General features: G+C 34.2%; 22 protein-coding genes. 5 read left to right on the plus strand and 17 right to left on the minus strand.

Annotation, left to right across the window (positions count from 1 at the left end; genetic code table 11):
- Positions 1 to 484: 484 nt before the first annotated feature.
- A complete protein-coding gene (locus tag ACQKN4_RS15155) occupies positions 485 to 1855 on the plus strand; it encodes an MATE family efflux transporter (protein WP_427484075.1) in 1371 nt (456 codons plus the stop codon).
- A 614-nt stretch (positions 1856 to 2469) separates the two neighbouring features.
- On the opposite strand, the gene ACQKN4_RS15160 is transcribed toward ACQKN4_RS15155, so the two are convergent.
- From ACQKN4_RS15160 to ACQKN4_RS15175, 4 genes are all read right to left on the minus strand, one after another.
- A complete protein-coding gene (locus ACQKN4_RS15160; RefSeq protein ID WP_079562245.1) occupies positions 2470 to 3159 on the minus strand; it encodes a CAP domain-containing protein in 690 nt (229 codons plus the stop codon).
- A gap of 347 nt (positions 3160 to 3506) precedes the next feature.
- Complete coding sequence (locus ACQKN4_RS15165; RefSeq protein ID WP_079562344.1) at positions 3507 to 4409, minus strand: CobW family GTP-binding protein; 903 nt, start codon at positions 4407 to 4409, stop codon at positions 3507 to 3509.
- An 80-nt stretch (positions 4410 to 4489) separates the two neighbouring features.
- Complete coding sequence (locus tag ACQKN4_RS15170) at positions 4490 to 5992, minus strand: S41 family peptidase (RefSeq protein WP_079562244.1); 1503 nt, start codon at positions 5990 to 5992, stop codon at positions 4490 to 4492.
- A gap of 370 nt (positions 5993 to 6362) precedes the next feature.
- On the minus strand, positions 6363 to 7124 hold the full coding sequence (locus tag ACQKN4_RS15175; RefSeq protein WP_427484076.1) for a GNAT family N-acetyltransferase: 762 nt from the start codon (positions 7122 to 7124) through the stop codon (positions 6363 to 6365).
- Positions 7125 to 7347: 223 nt separating this feature from the next.
- On the opposite strand from ACQKN4_RS15175, the gene ACQKN4_RS15180 reads away from it, so the two are divergent.
- Positions 7348 to 7608 (plus strand): translation initiation factor 2, encoded by a 261-nt coding sequence (locus ACQKN4_RS15180; protein WP_079562243.1) that lies wholly within the window; start codon positions 7348 to 7350, stop codon positions 7606 to 7608.
- Between the two features lie 26 nt (positions 7609 to 7634).
- Here ACQKN4_RS15180 and ACQKN4_RS15185 read toward each other — a convergent pair whose 3' ends face one another.
- The 7 genes from ACQKN4_RS15185 to ACQKN4_RS15215 all read right to left on the minus strand — a co-directional run bounded on the left by ACQKN4_RS15185 (position 7635) and on the right by ACQKN4_RS15215 (position 12011).
- Positions 7635 to 8375 (minus strand): polysaccharide deacetylase family protein, encoded by a 741-nt coding sequence (locus ACQKN4_RS15185; protein ID WP_079562242.1) that lies wholly within the window; start codon positions 8373 to 8375, stop codon positions 7635 to 7637.
- Positions 8376 to 8613: 238 nt separating this feature from the next.
- On the minus strand, positions 8614 to 8772 hold the full coding sequence (locus ACQKN4_RS15190) for a hypothetical protein (protein WP_427484077.1): 159 nt from the start codon (positions 8770 to 8772) through the stop codon (positions 8614 to 8616).
- 32 nt (positions 8773 to 8804) lie between these two features.
- Entirely contained in the window at positions 8805 to 9257 is a 453-nt protein-coding gene (locus ACQKN4_RS15195) for a DinB family protein (protein WP_427484078.1), read from the minus strand.
- An 11-nt stretch (positions 9258 to 9268) separates the two neighbouring features.
- The gene (locus ACQKN4_RS15200; RefSeq protein ID WP_240518308.1) at positions 9269 to 9742 is read right to left on the minus strand and encodes a hydroxymyristoyl-ACP dehydratase; all 474 of its coding nucleotides are present in this window, start codon (positions 9740 to 9742) and stop codon (positions 9269 to 9271) included.
- Between the two features lie 246 nt (positions 9743 to 9988).
- Entirely contained in the window at positions 9989 to 10750 is a 762-nt protein-coding gene (locus tag ACQKN4_RS15205) for a glycosyltransferase (protein ID WP_427484079.1), read from the minus strand.
- A 573-nt stretch (positions 10751 to 11323) separates the two neighbouring features.
- Complete coding sequence (gene fabZ, locus ACQKN4_RS15210; RefSeq protein WP_079562238.1) at positions 11324 to 11749, minus strand: 3-hydroxyacyl-ACP dehydratase FabZ; 426 nt, start codon at positions 11747 to 11749, stop codon at positions 11324 to 11326.
- Positions 11750 to 11873: 124 nt separating this feature from the next.
- Positions 11874 to 12011, minus strand: coding sequence for a hypothetical protein (locus tag ACQKN4_RS15215; protein WP_427484080.1), 138 nt, complete (start codon positions 12009 to 12011; stop codon positions 11874 to 11876).
- A 244-nt stretch (positions 12012 to 12255) separates the two neighbouring features.
- On the opposite strand from ACQKN4_RS15215, the gene ACQKN4_RS15220 reads away from it, so the two are divergent.
- Together ACQKN4_RS15220 and ACQKN4_RS15225 are read left to right on the plus strand one after the other, a co-directional pair.
- Positions 12256 to 12876 (plus strand): LysE family translocator, encoded by a 621-nt coding sequence (locus tag ACQKN4_RS15220; protein ID WP_427484081.1) that lies wholly within the window; start codon positions 12256 to 12258, stop codon positions 12874 to 12876.
- Between the two features lie 116 nt (positions 12877 to 12992).
- Positions 12993 to 13148, plus strand: coding sequence for a hypothetical protein (locus ACQKN4_RS15225; protein ID WP_427484082.1), 156 nt, complete (start codon positions 12993 to 12995; stop codon positions 13146 to 13148).
- A gap of 40 nt (positions 13149 to 13188) precedes the next feature.
- Here the strand turns inward: ACQKN4_RS15225 and ACQKN4_RS15230 are convergent, their stop codons facing one another.
- The 3 genes from ACQKN4_RS15230 to ACQKN4_RS15240 form a co-directional block, all read right to left on the minus strand.
- Positions 13189 to 13731, minus strand: a complete 543-nt coding sequence (locus tag ACQKN4_RS15230; protein WP_079562235.1) for a GNAT family N-acetyltransferase — start codon at positions 13729 to 13731, stop codon at positions 13189 to 13191.
- A gap of 85 nt (positions 13732 to 13816) precedes the next feature.
- Complete coding sequence (locus ACQKN4_RS15235; protein WP_079562234.1) at positions 13817 to 14695, minus strand: GNAT family N-acetyltransferase; 879 nt, start codon at positions 14693 to 14695, stop codon at positions 13817 to 13819.
- A 541-nt stretch (positions 14696 to 15236) separates the two neighbouring features.
- The gene (locus ACQKN4_RS15240; protein ID WP_170938991.1) at positions 15237 to 15410 is read right to left on the minus strand and encodes a hypothetical protein; all 174 of its coding nucleotides are present in this window, start codon (positions 15408 to 15410) and stop codon (positions 15237 to 15239) included.
- A 173-nt stretch (positions 15411 to 15583) separates the two neighbouring features.
- Here ACQKN4_RS15240 and ACQKN4_RS15245 point away from each other — a divergent pair, with 173 nt between their 5' ends.
- Entirely contained in the window at positions 15584 to 16045 is a 462-nt protein-coding gene (locus ACQKN4_RS15245; RefSeq protein WP_079562233.1) for a GNAT family N-acetyltransferase, read from the plus strand.
- Positions 16046 to 16226: 181 nt separating this feature from the next.
- On the opposite strand, the gene ACQKN4_RS15250 is transcribed toward ACQKN4_RS15245, so the two are convergent.
- The 3 genes from ACQKN4_RS15250 to ACQKN4_RS15260 form a co-directional block, all read right to left on the minus strand.
- Positions 16227 to 17216 carry an ETX/MTX2 family pore-forming toxin gene (locus tag ACQKN4_RS15250; RefSeq protein ID WP_427484083.1) on the minus strand — a complete coding sequence of 330 codons (990 nt, stop codon included), beginning with the start codon at positions 17214 to 17216 and terminating at the stop codon, positions 16227 to 16229.
- An 820-nt stretch (positions 17217 to 18036) separates the two neighbouring features.
- Positions 18037 to 18876, minus strand: a complete 840-nt coding sequence (locus ACQKN4_RS15255; RefSeq protein ID WP_427484084.1) for a hypothetical protein — start codon at positions 18874 to 18876, stop codon at positions 18037 to 18039.
- A 453-nt stretch (positions 18877 to 19329) separates the two neighbouring features.
- The gene (locus ACQKN4_RS15260) at positions 19330 to 20790 is read right to left on the minus strand and encodes a sensor histidine kinase (RefSeq protein ID WP_427484085.1); all 1461 of its coding nucleotides are present in this window, start codon (positions 20788 to 20790) and stop codon (positions 19330 to 19332) included.
- Positions 20791 to 21109 lie beyond the last annotated feature (319 nt).

The raw sequence follows: 21109 nt of genomic DNA on the forward strand, positions 1-21109 counted from the left end.
ATAATTGTTGCTGTCGCTTCGCTTTCGCACAGATACACTTTGCGTCAGAAATCGGCTTTGTGTTAACAAAGAACTCCTTTCCGATTTCGTGACATCCGCCGGAGGCTTTGGGCCAACACGATGTTGGTCACTCAGTCGTTGCCACAGGACGTGGCGTTCTTAGACTGAATTCCTTCTTTCAGTGGATGCTTGCACACACACTAATAAGTAACTTATCACCTATATAGGTGGTGACTGTCGCTGAAAGAAGTTAAAAGCCATTGTAGCCATACTACTTTTGTATACAGTCTTTTATTTTACTATATGCGAACGAAAAGATACAGATGAAGCTTTTAAATTCTTTCAGCCGGTGTCTAATCACTCGCTGAAAGAACGGAACTCAGTCTGATGGAATTATGCCGAGGCATAATTGATTTTTTCATCTTTACTCTATTTTAGTATGCTATACTATTTTAATTATGATAATAAAGGAAGATTATTCACTATGAATCAAACAACTACGTTAAAAGAAAAATATGCATTAATCTTAAAAATTATCGTACCTATTTTAGTATCGCAAGTAGCTATTTATCTTATTTCTTTCTTCGATATTTTAATGTCAAGTCGGTACGGTACCACCGATCTCGCTGGCGTGTCAATCGGCTCCTCTATTTGGATGCCTATTTACATAGGGCTATCTGGAATTCTCCTCGCGATCACACCTATTGTCTCACAGCTTGTTGGAGCTAAAAATGAGTTTGCAGCAAAAAGAGCTGTTCAGCAAGGAATCTATGTAGCCATCGTTCTTGCAGCACTTATTTTTATTTTATTAATAGTCGGTATAGATTGGATTCTTGGCAAGATGGATTTAGAAGCCTCTGTACATTCAATTGCTAAATCTTATATTCAATCGATGTGCGCTGGACTTATACCACTGTTTTTATTTTTTGTCATGCGCTGTTTTATCGATGCGCTTGGACAAACTCGCGTTACAATGATTATTACATTACTTACAACACCTATTAATATTGCGTTGAATTATATTTTTATTTTCGGCAAATTTGGAGCACCTGAGCTTGGCGGAATTGGCGCCGGCGTTGCAACAGCGATTACATACTGGCTTGTTTTCTTGATTACAGTTTGGATTATCGCTAAACGTAAGCCTTTTGAACGTTTCCAGCTATTTAATGACTGGCCAAAATTAGAATGGCTTCGTTGGAAGGAAATTTTAATCATTGGCGTGCCAATCGGAATATCCTTATTTGCAGAAACGAGTATTTTTTCTGCTGTCACAATGATGATGAGTAGCTTCAGTACAGAAATCATTGCAGCTCATCAAATTGCATTAAATTTCACTAGTTTGTTGTATATGGTACCGCTCAGCATTTCGATGGGTGTAACGATATTAGTTGGGTTTGAAATTGGTGCTGGACGTATGCGCGATGCTAGACTCTATAGCTATTTGTGTGTCGGGACCGCGATTTTATTTAGCTTTGTTTCAGCTTGTATCCTTTTTATCCTTCGCGAACCCGTTGCAAATATGTATACAACCGATGGAAAAGTGTTAGAGTACGCCGTTCATTTTTTAATTTTCGCAGCCATTTTCCAACTATCTGATGCTATCCAGGCGCCTGTACAAGGAGCTTTAAGAGGGTACAAAGATGTTACAGTAACCTTTATTATGGCCATCATTTCGTATTGGGTAATCGGCTTGCCTGTCGGCTATGTACTTGCCACTCATACAGACTTCGGGCCGTTTGGTTACTGGATTGGACTAGTAGCAGGTCTGACAGCAGGCGCGATTACTTTATTAATACGTTTATTACTTGTTCAAAAAAGATTTACAAATACGACCAAAATAACAATAGCAAACTAGACTTCGCTCTAGTTTGCTTTTTTTATTATTGAAGTAACAAACCTATGAGAGCCACCCATATCCCCTATTCTATGTATAATTAAAAATCCTCTATCTCCTAATACAATTCCTCGCGCTTCGCTTTCGCGCAAAAATCATCTGCTTGCCCCGAAGCCTCCAGAAAAACACCCGGCCAGAACAGTAATCACCCACTCTTTTGACCAAAGAGACACCCTTTAACTATTATGGCATCTTAATATCATTGACATAATGTTTTTTGACACCATGAAAAAGAAATTAAACACATTTCTAATTATATTGTGTTGAAAAACTAAATAATCTAGTAATCTTTGTGAATGCGGAATTTTAAAACGATACACACTATATGAAGAGGTTGATTGGAGTGGAGGCTGGGCGACTCCCCGGGGTTCAGCGTCACAGATGTGACCCTGCAGCGAGCAACGCGAGTGAAGCGGCTCATCGGACGCCCCCAGGAAAGCGCCCAGCCGGAACGGAAATCAACCCTCGTTTTGCCAAAGAACCATGCATTTTTGTCAAAAAAAAAAGATGTCCACTAAGCCTATTACAACTTAGTGGACATCCTATTATTCAATGTAGCTATTCAATTTATACGATTACTTTTGGATAAATTGTTGAGTCCAGTAGTTACCTGTTTTCACATAGCCAACACCAATATGCGTAAATTTCTCATTTAAAATATTCGCACGGTGACCAGGTGAATTCATCCAACCTTGTACTACTTCTTGAGGTGAACGTTGACCTTGTGCAATATTTTCTCCTGCACTCTTATACGTAATACCTAAAGCTTTCATACGATCAAATGGTGAACCAAATGTAGGGCTTGTATGTGAAAAATAGTTTTTAGATTGCATATCTTGTGATTTTTCACGAGCAGCTGCCATCAATTTATCATCAGTTTTAAATGGTGCTAAACCAGCTTTTGTACGTTCAGCATTCGTTAATTTTACAACCTCTTGTTCAAAAGCATTCACATCTGAAGTAGATGTTGATGGTTTTGTTTGAGATGGTGCTGGTGTTGTATTATCTTTTTGAGTCGTTTGTGTATTGTTATTTGTTGTTTGATTATTTTCTGGTACTTGTACTTCTTTTGATGGTGCTTGTGTTTGTGGTTGTTTAACTACCCACTTATGATTTGACCACTGATTTGACCATTTATAAGAATAAACAACTTTATTACAGTCTGTAGTTGTGTTCCCCTCTGTAGTATTTTCTGCAGCGGAAGCCATTTGAATTGGAGCTGCTAATAAAAATGTTGCACAAATTGCAGTTAGTGTTTTTTTCATTTTTGCAATTCCTCCTTCTATGCAAACAATCGTAAAGTACGATTTTAATAAATTTCTTACCAGGATCTTCTAGCAACACCATCCAAGAAATAGATTCGCGTTAAATAGAGGGTTATTGGAATTAATTTTTAGCAGGTTTCACCAGCCTATGAAATACTTACGTTTTAAATAGGGTTGACACCTCTTAAAAACTATTAAGCATTTTCAATATTCAAATATATTTTCGTGCGCATTCACACAAAAAAACTGCCAAAATTTCTACTTTGAGAAAGACGAAACGAACAAAACTTTCGTCTGACAAGTAGAAATGGCATATTTTGGATTTTTGCTTTAACTAGTTTTAGCGTTTACTCAATACCAATGACGTTTAATCTACTTACATCTTCACCAATGATCACGAGTTTTGCGGGCATTTTTACGTACTCTGGAAGCCATTGGACCATGCCATATGCATATTGAAACAGCATAGGATTTTTTACACCTTCAATTGGCACGTATCCTTTCATTCGATACACAGTTTCAGGCAATGTACGTACCCAATCCTCAAATTGTTCTTGTGTAAAGTTAACGTCTTTAAATTCAACTAATCGTGAGCCTAGATGCATCGATGCTATAGGAGCTTTCACAATATCTTGTTTGTCCACCTGTACCGTTGCCTTTAAATCTTCTAATAAACGTAATGGCACGCGTCCATTTGTAGTTTGCAAAATAAAGGCATGTGGATTAAAGCCTTGCAGCTCATAAACAACTTGTGCCTGCTCAGCTTCTGTTAGTAAATCCGTTTTATTGGCCAGTAATAAATGTGCGTGACGGATTTGTTCCATAAATAAAGAGCGCACTTGCGGAGTTAATGTTTCTCGGTTCAACCACAGCTTTGAATCAGCAACTGTGACAATCCCTTTGACATTTAGCTTTTCTGCAAATAATGGTGAATAAACAGCGTCTAATGCTTCCACAGGATGTGCTGCACCTGTTGTTTCAATAATCAGGACATCAAAGTCACTATCTAATAGAAGAGATTGAATTTGCGCCTCTGTTTTTTCAGCGCCAGAGCAGCAAATACAGCCCTCTAGCATTTCCTTTAACGGAATATCCTTTTCCACAGCCTGTGAGTCAAATGGTAGCTTTCCAAGCTCATTCATAATGACAGCGGGTTTTAATTTTTTTTCCTTAAGTTGTCGAATAACATCAGTTAACATGGATGTTTTTCCACTACCTAAAAAACCACTAAATAAATATACGTCCTTCACCATTTTTCCTCCTATTAAAAAAGCTGTCGCTAGAGGCCTTAGAGACGCCTACTGCGACAGCTACTTTGTTAGTTTGTAGTTTACTCAGTTTTTGCTGGTGTACCAGTTAGCAGTTCTTTCGCTTTTAACAATTGAGGATCCTCTGCTTTTATTTTAGCGCGTAACGCATCCATTAAAGCATACGTTGTATCGCCAGTTAAAACACCAGTCTCTTCAAAACCATTTGCAGCTTGCAGTTTTTTCACTGCACTTTCTGTATTTTGCTCAAAAATACCGTCTGCATTTCCAGGCTCATATCCTAGAACTTCTAACATCTCTTGTGCCGCTTTTACAGAGTTAGATTGCACGCCCATTTTCATTTCCATAGCTGGATCTAAGTATGGTAATGAAGCATAAGGTGGGTATGACACTTTCACATCTGGAGCTATGCCTTTTTCGTTAATCCAGTTACCATTTGGTGTTAACCATTTTCCTGTTGTGAATTTAAGGTTAGAGCCATCTTTTAATGGTGCGACATTTTGCACTGTACCTTTACCAAATGATGTTTCTCCAACAATTTTAGCACCAACAGATTCTTTTAATGCACCAGCTAAAATTTCAGAAGCAGAAGCACTGCCGCTATCGACAAGTACTGTCACTGGAATATTGTATTTTTTACCAGAAACAGCTTTTGTAATTTTCGGCTCCTCATCTTTTTGTTGCACTTGTACAATCGCTTTACCTTCTGGAACGAATAAATTCGAAATCTCTACCGCTGCATCTAGGTAGCCGCCAGGATTTTGACGTAAATCTAATACGATGCCTTTTGCTTTACCTTCGTAATCTGCAAGAATCTTCTCAAATTCTTTTGCAGTATTTTCACTAAATGACGTGATTTGAATATGGGCAATGTCCCCTTCAAGCATTTCACCGTAAACCGTTTCAACCGGAATTTCGTCACGGACAATCGTCATATTAATAGGCTCAGCATTTGTTCCACGTTTCACGGTTAATTTTACAGGCGTTCCCTTTTCGCCGCGAATACGCGCAACTGCTTCAGAAGCACTAAATCCTTGCATGCTTTTTCCATCCACAGTTAAGATAATATCTTGTGGTAATAAGCCCGCTTTTTCAGCAGGTGAGTTTTTAATAGGTGACACAACAGTAATAAAACCGTTACGTTCTTGAATTTCCGCTCCAATTCCTTGGAAACTAGAAGACAGTCCAGACTGAAATTGTTCTGCTTCGTCCTTCACCATAAAATCAGAATACGGATCATCTAGTGCGTCGAACATGCCGTTAATAGCGCCGTCGACCACTTTTACATCATCGATATCTTTGTAATACTTGTTTTTAAGTAAATCATAGGCTTCATATAATTTTGTAAATTCTGCACGCCCACTCGGTACTTTCACTTCAACTACTTTCTTTTCACCGAATGTTAACGCAAAGATCGTTAAGCCTGCAGTAATAAGGATTGTAAAGAACATCAACATGATAAATTTAAACGGTTTCATTTGTACAAATCGTACTGCTGGTTTTATTTCAGCAGCGGATGTTTGTTCTGTCTGCTGTTCTACACTATCTTTTTTCTCTTCATCCATCTTGATTGTCACCACTCTCATATACACTAACTTGTTTCACACTATTACCATCTTAACAGGTTATAGAGAAGACGAAAAGAAAAAGACTGTCAAAACTTCATGACAAATCTTGTCCACATCAATCTTCCTAAAATCCATCACTTCTAATCACTTTATTATAAGCTCTTTATTCTATGTAGCCTTTGTAAAAAGTAAAGATGCCTCAGAAGTACTTTCTAAAGACACTCCAGTTATCTGCTAAGTTGTAGGTATATAATGGTACTGATTTTCTATTTTACTCATTTCCTCGTAGCAGTCAACTAATATCCTCATAGAATATTAGAAATTACATGTCCACTTATGCATGTTCCTATCATTTGCGCTGTTATTATTACGTAAGTTCTCTTAATTTTTTTATCACCGAATGTATTGTTAACCTATGAAATGTAAGAAGCTGGCCCTTAAAAATGACAGAAAAAATACCATACGGGGTTGGCGCCAGTTCCATCAACGCTTCTCTACCCCTGAGATCAATAAGTTCCATTGGTATATTCAATGTATTTGCACCAGCTATAATATTTTCTGTTGCAATTTCGACATACGGACATTGGAATGAACGTAATATCGTCAAATTGTTAAATTTTTTTAATCTCTCCTCCCAATCAGTCGGAAAATATGGTTGTTCGGATTCACTGCTCAAAGGGTAGACAAGTAATTCAAAATCATATGGTGCCGCATCAATAAGTTGAAAATCGTTTTTCAAAAAAATATCTTTGCTTGGCGACCAAGACGTTGTTGAATTCGTAATAACAACAACTCCTTTTTTTTCAAGTTTTTTTGCATCTTCTATACATTTATTAATTAATCGAGCACCGTATCCTTTTCCAACTTCACTTACCCATAAACAATGGATGACTAAATAACCATCAGCATGAACCACTCTAGATGAATTTTCTGCTTCTGTATATTCAATAAACCCTACTTGTTTTTTATTGGCGATTACTTGCACATATTTCAAGCCTTCTTCAAATCGATTATTCAGCCATTTATTCTTATTTATATAGCCATTTGATTTCTTCTTGCTTCTAAGACAATAGCTCCCAATTCCCTCTAAAAGCTCAGCATTCATTTCCACCAATTCAACCTTGCCCAATGCCAATCACCCCCTAATCATCATGGTAATTATACCCTTTTTATTCAGTTGTTTAAAGTACGCATTAGAACATAAAAATCAGGCTAATTTGCATTTTAGCCTGATTTCGACAAAGGGAAGAAAATTAATATGTTTATGTGTCTTACATAGGACTACTCATTGTCGATATTTCATACAAATGATAAATGAGGAATGATTTGAACTATTTAAGGAGGGTTTAATAATGGATAGGAATAAGAATACATTTAAAAATCAATCAACTGATTCACTGGATATTTTTGCTGCTAAACTTACCTATATCGGATCATCTATTTCTACATTAGGTGATGGCATTCAGGCAGTTGCAGCAGGTCTTGCCTTAGAAGCATTACAAAATTCCAAAAATGACAATTCAAATGATCAGGCAAAACAAAATGCAAACATGAAAGAACAAATTGATTATTTAATTTCTGAGTTACAGCAAATAAAAAAAATTTTAAAATAACATATTGCTTCAAACATTCCGGATACTTATTTGTTTGTGCTTTTTTTACCCTGCTCGTCGAGTAATTCAGAAACTGTGACAAATCGATATCCCTGACTGTCAAGTTCTGCTAATATTTTTTCCATCGCTTTCACAGTTTGATGACGATTGCCGCCTCCATCATGAAAAAGAACGATATTACCTTCTTTAACACCATTTAACACAGTATTCACAATTCTATTCGTTCCTGGACTTTTCCAATCTAATGTATCTAAATGCCATGACCACATAACCACTTTATATCCTTCTTTAGCAATCGCTTCAATCATTGCATCTGAATACTGACCTTCAACAGGTCGGAACAAAGTTGGTTTAGTTCCAGTGATGTTCTGAATAGTGTCATCTGTTTGTTTTATCTCCTTAAGTAAATTCGGGACATTTGTCCTTAAGGGATGCGTAAATGTATGGTTAGCTAGTTCATGGCCTTCCTTATACATTCTTGATATCACTTCAGGATTTTTTTGTGCATTTTGGCCAACAATAAAAAAAGTTGCTTTCGCATTGTATTTTGATAATACATCTAAAATCTCAGATGTGTACTTTCGATGTGGCCCATCATCAAAGGTTAGAGCAACAATTTTTTCGTCCGTTTTGATTTCCCAAACAATTTGTCCCGCTTCTTCATAATACTTTCTTCCTTTATTTTCATATGTTGCTGCGCCAACTTTTAGATAAAAAAAGGAGACCGTTAAAAGACAAACAGGTATTAAAAACCACAATTTTTTCAATTCTTCACTTCCTCAACTAAAAATATTTAGACTTATTATTTGAGGAATGATAAAAAAAATGCTCTTTTTAATTTTTTTGTTGGTGTATATCTTAAGCTAAAACAGATTGAAGTTAGAGGTTGTCTTTTGGGTTTGTCAAATACATTTTTAGACAACTAATTTGCGCCAAATTGTTAAAAAGCTAACGCTTTCATCAATTATGCCCCGATATTATTGCACCCGTTAATCGGCTTTGTGTTTAGTCCTGTAGATATTTTTCACGCGAAAGTGTAGCGCTAACGTAGCGGCAGCAACGTGTTTTTGTCTCTGTGCGAAACCGAGTTGTTGTTGTTGCTGTCGCACAGATAAAACCATATTGTTGCTGTCGCTTCGCTTTCGCACAGATAAATTGCCACATTGCGTGGCGTTCTTACACAGAGTTCCTTTATTTCAGTCCGCTAATAAAATCTGTTTTTTTATATGATGTTCCATATGTTCTAGGTAGTCTTGGATAAGCCACTGTAGGGTCATGAGTTCATTACTTCCAATATCACATTGGAGGGCTAGCTTTTCATTGGGGATTTTTTTAATAACATTTATTATTTTTTTATTTAAGCTCACCCATAAATCTAATATTTCATCAATCTGTAGCTCTTGATATCCTTGGATTTTTACCCATTCAACTTGATTATATGGAGTTAGTACAAAGGGTTCCTTTTCGTATTGTATTTTAATGAACCTTTGTAGATTATTGATGGCAGAGTCACATAAATGGCCTAATACCTCTTTTTTCGACCACTTTTGAGGCGCTGGTCGTTGCGAAATCTCTAATTCAGACATTTGCCGGAACTCTATCGGCACTTTTTTTATCCAACCATTCAATTGATCAATAATATTTTGCATAATTCCCACCCCTACTTATAAAAGCTTAAATAATAATCGATTAATTTAATGACTTCGTATATCTTTTTATATTCTTTTTCTATTTTATAAGAAATAAACAATACAGCTACATTAAAACTTAATACTGCGAGAGCAACTATTTGGACAAATGAGATACCAATCATGAGCTTTGTATTAATGGCAGAGGCAATGATAGTAATTAACGATAATAGCACACCACATAATGTAATAAAAATCGGCTTTGATCTAATAATTTCATTTGCTTGTAATTTCAAAACATCTAGAAGATATTGAATTTCTTTCAATGTATACTTTTGATCAAAAATCACGAAATAAGACATATAAACATCGTTTGCTATATTTTCATTTAGAATATTTTTATGGATTTTTTTCACTAATCGATCACAAAAATCTTTATCTAAAGCTTTTTTAGGTATGAATAGTTCCTCTTTATTTTCAAAAACATTTGTGCCGGGATGCTTCAAACCCCTCATCCTCTCATACTGGTTTACCAGATTTAATGACCTTATTTAAAATAGAAAACATGTTTATAGTCACCCAAATCTTTCAGATAATTAAAGTATATGAAGGGACAGAAAGGTTGTATGTTATTTTCGACAAAACTTTATTGAAGTTTATTATCTACGAAGTACATTCTAGAAAATGTAAAGAAATACATATAAAAAACCACTTCTTTTACAACGAAGTGGTCGAGACGAGCTAATTGAACTTTACCTTGCTTGATCATCATAATAGGCTTCATTTGCAGCCTTTGTATTCGTACCTCTGAGATAAGCAAAAACTATATCTGGACGTTTCAGTAACATCCAGTCGCCATAATGGTCAAATCGTCTACAAGAAGTTATCATCCCATTTTTAATTGTTCCGTATTTTTTTCCGTTCTTCTTGCCCCATACTTTTAAACGCTTAGCAAAATCAGCATCCTCTGCCATTAGCATATTCTCATTAAAACCGTTTACTTCCTGAAAGTCTTTTTTATAGCACCAAAAGATTCCCACAGAGATAACTCCGTACTTGAAAAGTAAAGGAACAATTAGCACCATGCTAGAAACAACGATACCTAAGGACATTCTTTCAAAATTACCATTCACGCCTCCTCCAATGTATTGATTAGATGCTAAATGCTTTTCAACTTCAGATAATAAGTGTTCTGTCATTCGAGTATCAGCATCAATTGTAATCAGAATTTCGCCTTTTGCTAAAGCAGCCCCAGCATTTCTAATTTTGGCTAGGTTTTTATCGCTATTTTCCAATGTCACGCAATTGTAGGACTGTGCAATTTCTTTCGTTTTATCTGTACAACGATTTAGCACTACGATAACTTCAACTTGATCTTTATAAGGTTGTGCAGACTTTGCAATTGACTCTAAACACTCACCGATATATTTTTCTTCATTATGAGCAGGTATGATAACAGAAAATTTCACATTTTCATCAGGAACATCTTTTATAAATGGTGTACTTAACGACATATAAAATCTCCCCTTCATAATTAGTTCTCATTATTTTAATTTAAGTATACATTCATCCCTTTCCCTTAACTATTATATTTTTGGATTTTTATGTCTATTTTGTAGCTAAATGAATTTAATTCTTCTTTAGATACGACATGTGATGATTAATTCTTTTGTTTTATTTTATTCTTCCAACAAAAGAACAGGCTTCTCTTTTGCAAACCTTGTTTCTCTGAAATTGTTAAATCGCGCCACTTAGCCATATTTCTATAGAAAGGCCGACTACCTCGATCAGTGATTTTGGCTTGTTGTAATTAACAAACTAATTGTTAGATAGTTGGATGTTGTGCTAGTCATTAGAGCTTCTCTTTTTGATCTGCTTGAGATGAAAATTGCAGGTATATTTGTGAGGATGATCAATTGCATGATTAAAATGACTATATAAAGAGCTAATGGATAGTTCATGTAACCATCTGCATTTAGAAGTCATTCATTTACTATATTATTCAACATAATTTTAAATACCCTTTTGACACAGCACACAAAAAAAGTACCGCAATGATTTTTGCAGTACTCTTTAATCGAATTAACTTAGCTTCCGAATGCGAAAATAAGCTCTGTTTCACAAGCTATTTCTCCGTCAACCGTTGCAACCCCACGTCCTTTACCAATGGCACCCTTTAAGCGTGTAATTTCCACTTCAAGACGCAGTTGATCACCAGGTTTCACTTGTTTTTTAAAGCGACAGTTATCAATACCTGCCAGTAATCCAAGTCTGCCTTGGTTCCCTTCTTTTGTAAGCATAATAATAGCGCTTACTTGCGCTAATGCTTCAACAATTAATACACCTGGCATTACCGGGTAATTAGGAAAATGTCCATTAAAGAACTCTTCATTTATCGTGACGTTTTTAATGGCTACTGCTCTCTTCCCCTCTTCTAATTCTAATACTCTATCCACTAACAAAAAAGGATAACGATGTAGTAAAACCTCTTGTATTTGTTGAATATCTAGCATCAAAAAACCTCCAATAATTTTATCACCTAATTCTAGCATTAATTATTAGTAGTTGGTACTATTTTTTGTTTGAATTTCTAAATAAAAGCCACATCCTAATTAGATGTGACTGTACTATTTTGTATTAGTAGTCTTCTTTATTGAGTGGCCAAATAGAGGCAGGGACATTTTCATATGGGAAGTTCCTCAAATAATTTGAGGCTGCTCCTCGTGCATCCGCATAAATAATATCTCCCACTATTGGTTCGAATGCAGCTCTCACGTTAATAAAATTGTGTATTTGTTATAACATACACTTACTTCACTATAATTCAATAATATATAACACTATACAAATATCACTGAATTATTTTCCGATTTTTACGAATAATTAGTTCGCTTCTATTTTAGTATTTCTTTATCGACAGTTATATAGAAGATAGCATATAATATTTTTTGCATTCATTAAGTTAATCTTATTATTGTCTTACTTGAATGTTTAGTTTATTAGAATAGGATGGGTTAACATGTTATCTTTTATCGCAATAGTTCTTCTCTTATTTTTAATTCCTGGCCCTGCTGTTATCATTACCATTACGCAAACGCTGAAAGGTGGTAAAAAGAACGGTATTTTCACTGCATTAGGCATTGGATTAGGTGACTTAGTCCATACGTTAGCAGCTGTCTTAGGGTTATCTGCCATTTTAATGAAATCTGCCACTGCGTTCGAAGTAGTGAAATATATTGGTGTAGCCTATCTTGTTTATTTAGGTATTCAAATGCTACTAACAAAACCACAAAAAATAGAAAAACCAACTGTTGAACAAAGCCCGGCAAGTACTTCGTTCCGACAAGGTTTTTTAGCGGAAATTTTAAATCCAAAAACCGCTTTATTTTTCTTAGCGTTTTTACCACAGTTTGTTCAACATAATGGCCAATCCATCACTGTACAATTATTGATTTTAGGCATTACTTTTGTTGTGATGAGCTCTTTGTATACTATTTTGTTAGCTATTATTACAAGCTTTATTGGTGAAAAAATCTTTACGAAAACAACAAACAATGGTTCACGTTGGCTTGAAAAGGCTGTTGGTTTCGTTTATATAGGACTAGGCGTTAAATTAGCACTTCAAACTCAAAGTAGATAATAGTTTCTTAGGGAGAATACGATTAAAAACGTGTTCTCTCTTTTTTATTTCTTTAAAGAGGAATTTGGGTAATTTTATCTAATATTATAATTAAAAAAGAGATAAGGAGAATTTAAATGAATCTCATCGGACGCCCCCTGGAAGCTTTGCTCTGTGCGAAAGCGAAGCGCGACAGCAACAAATGTTTTATCTGTGCGAAAGCGAAGCGACAGCAACAACTAAGCGCCCAGCCGAAACGGAAATCATCCCCTCATTTTGCTGAAGAAGTATGACTTTATTTAATTTGTCACCTTCATTCTCTTTTTTCGATAATTACGATTCAAGTACAAATCCCATTTCAATCCTTACTTCCCTTTTTTCAATATCTTTATTGGAGTAACTTATTAGGTCACATCCAATTAAGTGAAATCCATGTTTTCTGTAAAACTGTATAGCAGGATAATTAGACGTTTGTGTTTCTAAAACGATCGCCCTCACCTCAATTTCTGCTGCTCGCTTTTTGACTAAAGCCATGAGCTTACTACCAATGCCTTGCTGTTGATAGGTTGGATCTATATGAATATCATTAATTCTTAACACATGATGCCACTTCTCTTGATTAATACTAACAATTCCCGCTTCTTCTCCATTAAACTCAACAATATAACATTCCATATCCTCTATATGATCCTCAAAAATTTCTCCTTCCAAATACTTGTGAAATGGCGTGTCGAAATGTTTTAACGTAAAATCAACTGACCAGCCATTTTCTTGTTCTTTAAAGGAAACATCATAAAAATTATTGGAGCTGTATTGATAGATAATTTTTTTGCCTTGTGGGAAATTTTCTTTATATATCCTTTTTATTTGTATCAAGTTGAATCACCCTTTTCACTTATTCTTATAATCTTATAATAGAAAAAACTCTTTAATATAATTGTATTCAAACATTTAACCAGCCTTACGAATGCGATGTTAATGGAAATAACGGTCGTTCTGTCCCGAAATTTATCATCGGCCGAATAAACAATACATCGTCCTCGGTTTCAATTACTTCAGACTCTAGATTAGGACAATCAGGAATAAAGTGAAAAATAATTCTTTTTATATCCGATGTAGTAATGTAGCTTAAAACTTCTATTACATCAATCTTACTGCGACTAACAACATCAAAAAGATGTAATTCCTCACCCTCTTTTTCGAATATTACTATAACGTCTTCGTCTTGGATAAAATAAATTGAATTAGGAAATGCAATAAGAAAATAGAACATAAGTAAACTTTCATTATCTTTCACATCTAAAACCGACGACAATGGAATTCTTTCCTTCGCATACAATTTCAATAAAGATACATCGTTGCTATTTTCAGCATTTAATTTTCGGATCGTGGTGTTTGATTTTTTCTGTAAACGATCAGCATTTAAGAAATATCTACTTTCTTGTACTCGTGAAAACCCAAATTTCGGATAGAAATCTAAGACTGTTTCATTCGCAAATAAATAGATGAAATCGTATTGTTTCTCATATTTATCAATAATGTCATTCATTAATTTCCTTGCTAAACCTTTATGACGATAATCCGGATGCGTCATTACTGTACCAACTTGTATGACTTTATAATCCTTACCGTTTACAACTACAGTCATTTTACTTATTGATGCATTTGCAATTACCTTTTCTCCATCGATATATGAATAACAACTATACTGATCGTTCCAGCAACCTTTTTCATACCATTGGCTAAAATCTAATCCAAAAACTAGCTTTGCTAATTCATTAAAACTTTCTCTATATTTTTGATTGTCCTTGTAATCATATACTAATTGATAATTTGTCATATTTACGCCTCATTTCTCTATTTTATTAGCTCAAAGTAAGTAATTGAGACATTACCATTTTGCACACCCCCCATAAAGACAAAAAAAAACTATAAGAAGAAATCCTTCTCATAGTCAAATTTAAATTCAATATAAATTAATACTCCTCAGTGTAATTGTGGCTGTCACTTCGCTGGGCTTTAGCTTCTGTACAAAAAATACTCGTTCGGATTTTGCCTTGACCCTGCTAGAGGCTTATAGGAGATATTAAAAATATATGATTTGAATAGATATGATGACTTCTAATCGCTATTGTGCAAATGGGCGAACTGAAAAGAATTAAGGTATACACCTTAATATGCGTTATTGCACTATAAAATTATTTAAAATTTTATTAGCCATTAATAAGTTTCATCATAAATAATCAAAACCCCGTTTCACCATATATTTAACATAACTATACATTTTTCTGGATACTTTTGTAAAGAATAATATTAGCTTTCATTTTTTATGTAAAAGCTTATAGACCTTTACAGTGTCTATAAGCCAGATAGTGCATTATTTATTGTTTTGGTGTATTTGCGGTAAGTGGATTACTGTTTGCAACTAATTGTACCGGTGTCGTGCCTTCCTGAGAAGACGATGTCATTTGTTGTACATTGTCTGACATCCCATAGCGTTTCACTACGCCAAAAATAGCTGCGGCACCTAAAAGTCCCCATGCAAAAAATCTCACTGTTGATAGCCTCCTTTATCATTCTGATTATTTTTAAACAGCTTTAGTATTGGAAATCCTCTGCGGTTTATACGGTGTTAACTATTTGAGTTTTTTATTCATTTTACTGATTATTTTCAAAAATCACAAAATACGGTAAAGTAAAATAATGTAAATTCGTATAGAGGTAGAACATGAATATTAAAGTTGCAACATTAGATAATATTCCGCAAATAGAAATATTATATGAAGAACTGTTTTTAGAGATGTCAAAACTACAACCAAAGTACATAGCTCCAGCAAAACAGGATGTGGAGTTTCTTACAAACACAATTTCAGAAGAAAAATCGGATATTTTTGTTGCTGAAATAGATAACAATATTGCCGGCTTTTTACTAATTCAAGAATTAACTACTCCTCCTTATTCTTGTATCGTCCAGCATAATTATGCATATATTATGGATGTAATTGTTGGAGGTCAATATCAAAGTAAAGGCATTGGTTCAGAATTGCTACGAGAGGCAAAAAAATGGGTAGAAGAACGTAAATTAGATCATTTAGAGCTAAGTGTCTTAGCAGAAAATAGTGGTGCTCTTGCCTTGTATGAAAGACATGGATTTAAAGAAGCGAGCCTTATTATGTGCTTAGAACTTTAAAAATAAATCGATATTAGAGCCTGCATTAAAAGTAGCAGGCTCTTTAGAAATGTTAACATTCGACCTATGTTATTTTACAACCATTTATTAGTACAAATCTCCATTGTTTTTTATAGAAGCAAGTGTCTTTTCAAATAACTTGGGTTGAATCTCAGGATATGTTAGGTATATTGGTAGACTGCTAAAAAGAATTCTCTTTCACAATCTCCGGATTCACATTATATGTGTACCCATCATCTGCTACTTTCCCTTTTGTATTCACAGGGTTTACTGTAACGGAAGATGTAGTTCCATATTTTGCTTCATACTTACCAGATCCTATTAAATTAATTGTTTCCCCATCTGAATTAGGAGAAATATTTTTTAAATTCTCTTGTGAAACCACCCTTGCAATTTCATTCAATTTCATATTTTCCATATATGCGTTAAAATCTATATTAGGGTATTGAGGAAAAGTATAATATGGACTAGCCGTCACAGTACCTGACGCATTTGCCAAAAGTTTTACATCCCCGTTCATTTTAGCCGTATTTAATATTACAATGACTTCAACAGAAGAATGTGCGGGAACTCGAATATTTTGCGGACTAACTATATACGTATACGATTCACTATTTTCATAACTTGATGTATCAGAAAAATTGTATTCTGTTGACAATTCTATTCCGGTTTCTCCAACAAAAGGTATACTAAATTTAGAAGTGGCTTTTACTCCAAATGAAAATCCATGTGTAGTCGAGTTAGTAACAGTATTCGAAAGGGTTTTAGTAAAGCTTTGCGTCGTTAAAACTTGTTCCATATCCGTGTTATTTGTTAAAGTTTCTCTTCCTACATATACATTTTCTGAACTAGTAATTACAGGTGAGCCATCGGCTTGAACTGAAAATTGATTAAATTTCAAATCATTGTAAATTATTTTCGGATCTTTATCCTCTCGATACGTACCTTCTATCTTGTCAGGATAATATTTATTCAAGTTTTTCACAAAATGATTTACTAAGTTTTCAATTGGTACCTTTGCATCTTCTATTTCATTTTTAGTTTGCATTGCATAAATTTTTTCGCCATTGTTTTGTGTAGCGCTTACAGAAATTGGTGATGTCATCGCAAACGAAGTACCTATAGAAGTAATGGCTATCAATGCTAAAGTCTTATTTTTCAGTTTTTTCATAATATTCCTCCTTTTTCATCAATTTATCATATGACACATCTTGACACAAATCTACAAAAAATCTACCTATAATAATACATTTCAGGTGAATTTACTATATATAATCACTTCTTTTTCTCTTTTAACACATCAAAATCACAATTATTTATTATATTAATAACCAACTTTAATAAAACTATTTAAATTAAATTTCATATTTTAACAGTTGTACATCGCCTAATCGGTTCGGGACTTACACCCTATAGTTCATACGCATGTCGGGCGCACATTAAAACCAGGTACTCATATGAAAATTATGAGTCCTGTTTATTTTGTTGAGAAATTCCTCTATTCACGTTTTACATCTTTACACAGAAAGCTGCTTCTATTGTCAGTTGACGCTTTCTTAGCATTTTAAAATTGAATTAGAAAAACACATTACGTATTACAATACAAAACAATTTAAGGCAAAGTTAAAAGCTTTCCGGAACCCCCTGCATAATAGGGAATTTTCAAAATGCACAAAAAATCGCTATGTACCTATTGGAACATAGCGATTTTCGTACGTGGGGAATATTTCATCAGCTATTAGTAGTGTAGTTTTTTCTCAAGTAAATGTTTCTCCATTGGGGGAGTTTATATGAACCTCTATGAAGAGGAATGTTTAGAAAGCTCAAGTACAAATATTACTGTATTTTATTTAAGGTTTTTTCTTACTTCTTAAACTGATCTGCATCAAATTGGCTTATTGCTCCCGAGCGGACCTATTCGTGCTAGTTAAATAGTTTATACCTTCTCTTTAAATACCGCTGGTTTGCTTACTGAACTACTCACTTTATTTTTATCTCTTAATTCCAAGAACTTCATCAAGTTGTGTTATTGCTTCCTCTACCGTTAATGTACCTGCCTCTACTTGGTTAAAAATTTCTTGTACTTTTTCTTTAGAAATCTCATCTAAGTTAGATGGTTTACTTACTGGTTTTTTATCTCCCTTCATTCCAAGAGCTTCATCAAGTTGTTTTGTTGCTTCTTCTTTCGTTAATGTACCTGTCTCTGCTTGGTTGAAAACTACTTGTACTTTTTCTTTAGAAATCTCATCTAAGTTAGTTGGTTTGCTTACTGTTTTTTTATCTCCCTTTATTCCAAGAGCTTCATCAAGTTGTGTTATTGTTTCTTCTTTCGTTAATATACCCGCTTCTGCTTGGTTGAAAATTTCTTGTACTTTTTCTTTAGAAATCTCATCTAAGTTCGCTGGTTTACTTACTAGTTTTTTATCTCCCTTCATTCCAAGAGCTTCATCAAGTTGTGTTATTGTTTCTTCTTTCGTTAATGTACCTGCTTCTGCTTGGTTGAAAATTTCTTGTACTTTTTCTTTTGAAATCTCATCTATGTTCGCTGGTTTACTTACTGCTTTTTTAACTCCCTTCATTCCAAGAGCTTCATCAAGTTGTTTTATTGCTTCCTCTTTCGTTAATGTACCTGCTTTTACTTGGTTAAAAATTTCTTGTACTTTTTCTTTAGAAATCTCATCTAAGTTCGCTGGTTTACTAACTTGCCCTTTCACATATTCACTACCTCCAATAATTTCGGTTGGGACTTCGGCAGCAAACGCAGCTCCAAAAGTTGAAAGTGCAAATACAGCACCTAAAGTAGTAGCAGCCAATTTTTTCCTCTTTTTCATAGTTTTCAATCTCCCTTTAAAGTATTTTGTCTTACAGTCTTAATTGTATAGGCGTTATCTGTAGTTACTATGAAGATTATCTGAAGATTACCTGGAGATTTTGGAGTATCTGGAGTATTTTCCCGAAAATATTTTATCTCTGTCAGTAAATCGTAGTAGATTTGAGTACTAGCATTAATTCAATTTTCTACAATTTTTAATGATAACACCACCTGTTATATCAATATATAGAAAAAATATCCCGTTTTGTTTTACTTAAGACTTCCATTTTCTCAATCGCGACTTTGTTTTAACATGTTTTATATCATTTTAGAAGTATAGATGTTCATAGCACTTCCGCCAATTTCTTACTCAAGTATCTTTTGAAGTTGCGGGTACTAAGCTTTTTCTATTCAAAAGTAAAAAATTGTCTCAAATAAAATCTGAGACAATTTATATATTTAAATGTACTTTTTAGTTATTTCCTATCCATTTAGGTATAGTAGCTACAAACTGTATGCCATTTTCTGTATTTTCCATTGTATAGATGATCGAAAGAGATTCAAAAACTTGTTTCACAATATATAAACCTAGCCCACTTCCACCTGTATTCCTATTTCTGGATTTTTCGATTCGATAAAAAGGCTCGAATAATTGTTGAATTTCCTCTTCCTTAATTTTAACACCTGTATTAATTACTTTTATTTGAATCTGATTTTCTTTTCGAAGCCCAGTTACTTCAATAAATACTGTTTCTCCATGCGGTGAATACGTAACTGCATTATGAATTATGTTTTTAAAGGCTTTTTCTAATAAATCACGATCTGTACGTACACTCATGTAAGGAGAAATTTGTTTTACTATTTTAATGTCTTTTTCAGAAGCAAAAAAAACAAGATCTTTCGTTATTGAATCAACTAATTCTAAAAGGTCGACTTCTTCCAATTGCAGTTTAGTGGTATCTTGTTCTAGTTTAGACATACTCAAAATTTCGCAAACGAGCTGTTCCATTCTTTCAATAATTTTGTGGTTTTTTTCTAAATAGAAGTCACGATTTTGATAAGGGCCGATATTATAAATCATCCCTTCTAAATATCCTTTCATAACCGTGAGAGGAGTTTTTAATTCATGTGCAACAGTAGCGAAAAATCCCCTACGTTTTGTTTCGATTTTTCTTTCTCTTTCGATATCATCTTTTAATTGTTCATTTGCTATTTGTAAATCAATCATTGTTTGTTGCAAATTATTCGACATCTCATTCAAGCTATTGGACAATTCCTCTAATTCGTCATTTGAACGGACTACGATGTTTTCGGAAAAATTCAGGTTTGCCATCTTTTGCGCACCCTCATTTATATAAATGAGCGGTTTTGTAATGAACCTTGAATATAAATAGGCACTCCCTAATCCAATACACACTACAATGATACTTATATAAGGAAGAAAACGGACTAAAACCTGTGACGCTTCATCAATAGGTTGAAATGTCGCGAATACAGTAACTGTTAAATTACTTTCATCTAGGAATTGAATCGGCAAAGTAACAAAAAATGCATTCATTAGAGTTTCTTCATTCTCTATTAATGCTGTTTTTGCAGTAAGATTTGGTGATTGCGTAATTCCCTGCATCATGAAGGTAGGTGAATATATAATAGTTTCTTCTTTAGTTCGCAAATAAATATTAGCATTGTTATTTTTGATGTAGTCGTCAAAAAGCGGTATCGCATTGTTTAATGTTAAATTCTTAGCATTATGGATTATTTCCTCTATTCCCGATTGGAGTTGATTGGTTTTATATTGTTGATAAAATGTTGGAAGGAAAAAGTATAAAGTTAAATAAATCAAGACTGCAAAAGATAACAATATGAGAGACGTGACCATAAAGAGCTTATAGGTTATTTTTTTCATCTTCATGATGTGTACAATCCTATTCATCGAAATTCCCCCTAAGATCAACATATTTTAATTTTCATCTGTCTATCCTAAGGGGAATATACGTTATTGATAACTAGTCATTGCTGCCTGAAAGTGAATCTGACGGGCTAAAATATCATAAAAGTTTTATTACTAATGGAATTAATTATCTTAGAGTATTCTCCTAACACATCAAAGAAATTTAATTAGGAGATGTAGAACCCGATGTAGAACCTTGTATCATATCTTCTTCTGGATTAGATGAATATGGATCCCACTGTTCTGGTGTTTGTTCACCTGGTTTTGTTGTGAACTCCTCCCACTGTTCTGGTGTCATTTC

Source organism: Lysinibacillus sp. NPDC093692, from assembly GCF_050280125.1.
In the GTDB taxonomy this organism is placed as follows: Bacteria; Bacillota; Bacilli; order Bacillales_A; family Planococcaceae; genus Lysinibacillus.

Coding starts and splice junctions, on each gene's coding strand:
- ACQKN4_RS15155 (WP_427484075.1), top strand. CDS start 485: ATGAATCAAACAACTACGTTAAAAGAAAAATATGCATTAATCTTAAAA.
- ACQKN4_RS15160 (WP_079562245.1), bottom strand. CDS start 3,159: ATGAAAAAAACACTAACTGCAATTTGTGCAACATTTTTATTAGCAGCT.
- ACQKN4_RS15170 (WP_079562244.1), bottom strand. CDS start 5,992: ATGGATGAAGAGAAAAAAGATAGTGTAGAACAGCAGACAGAACAAACA.
- ACQKN4_RS15180 (WP_079562243.1), top strand. CDS start 7,348: ATGGATAGGAATAAGAATACATTTAAAAATCAATCAACTGATTCACTG.
- ACQKN4_RS15190 (WP_427484077.1), bottom strand. CDS start 8,772: ATGTGGCAATTTATCTGTGCGAAAGCGAAGCGACAGCAACAATATGGT.
- ACQKN4_RS15195 (WP_427484078.1), bottom strand. CDS start 9,257: ATGCAAAATATTATTGATCAATTGAATGGTTGGATAAAAAAAGTGCCG.
- ACQKN4_RS15205 (WP_427484079.1), bottom strand. CDS start 10,750: ATGTCGTTAAGTACACCATTTATAAAAGATGTTCCTGATGAAAATGTG.
- fabZ (WP_079562238.1), bottom strand. CDS start 11,749: ATGCTAGATATTCAACAAATACAAGAGGTTTTACTACATCGTTATCCT.
- ACQKN4_RS15220 (WP_427484081.1), top strand. CDS start 12,256: ATGTTATCTTTTATCGCAATAGTTCTTCTCTTATTTTTAATTCCTGGC.
- ACQKN4_RS15225 (WP_427484082.1), top strand. CDS start 12,993: ATGAATCTCATCGGACGCCCCCTGGAAGCTTTGCTCTGTGCGAAAGCG.
- ACQKN4_RS15235 (WP_079562234.1), bottom strand. CDS start 14,695: ATGACAAATTATCAATTAGTATATGATTACAAGGACAATCAAAAATAT.
- ACQKN4_RS15245 (WP_079562233.1), top strand. CDS start 15,584: ATGAATATTAAAGTTGCAACATTAGATAATATTCCGCAAATAGAAATA.
- ACQKN4_RS15250 (WP_427484083.1), bottom strand. CDS start 17,216: ATGAAAAAACTGAAAAATAAGACTTTAGCATTGATAGCCATTACTTCT.
- ACQKN4_RS15255 (WP_427484084.1), bottom strand. CDS start 18,876: ATGAAAAAGAGGAAAAAATTGGCTGCTACTACTTTAGGTGCTGTATTT.
- ACQKN4_RS15260 (WP_427484085.1), bottom strand. CDS start 20,790: ATGAATAGGATTGTACACATCATGAAGATGAAAAAAATAACCTATAAG.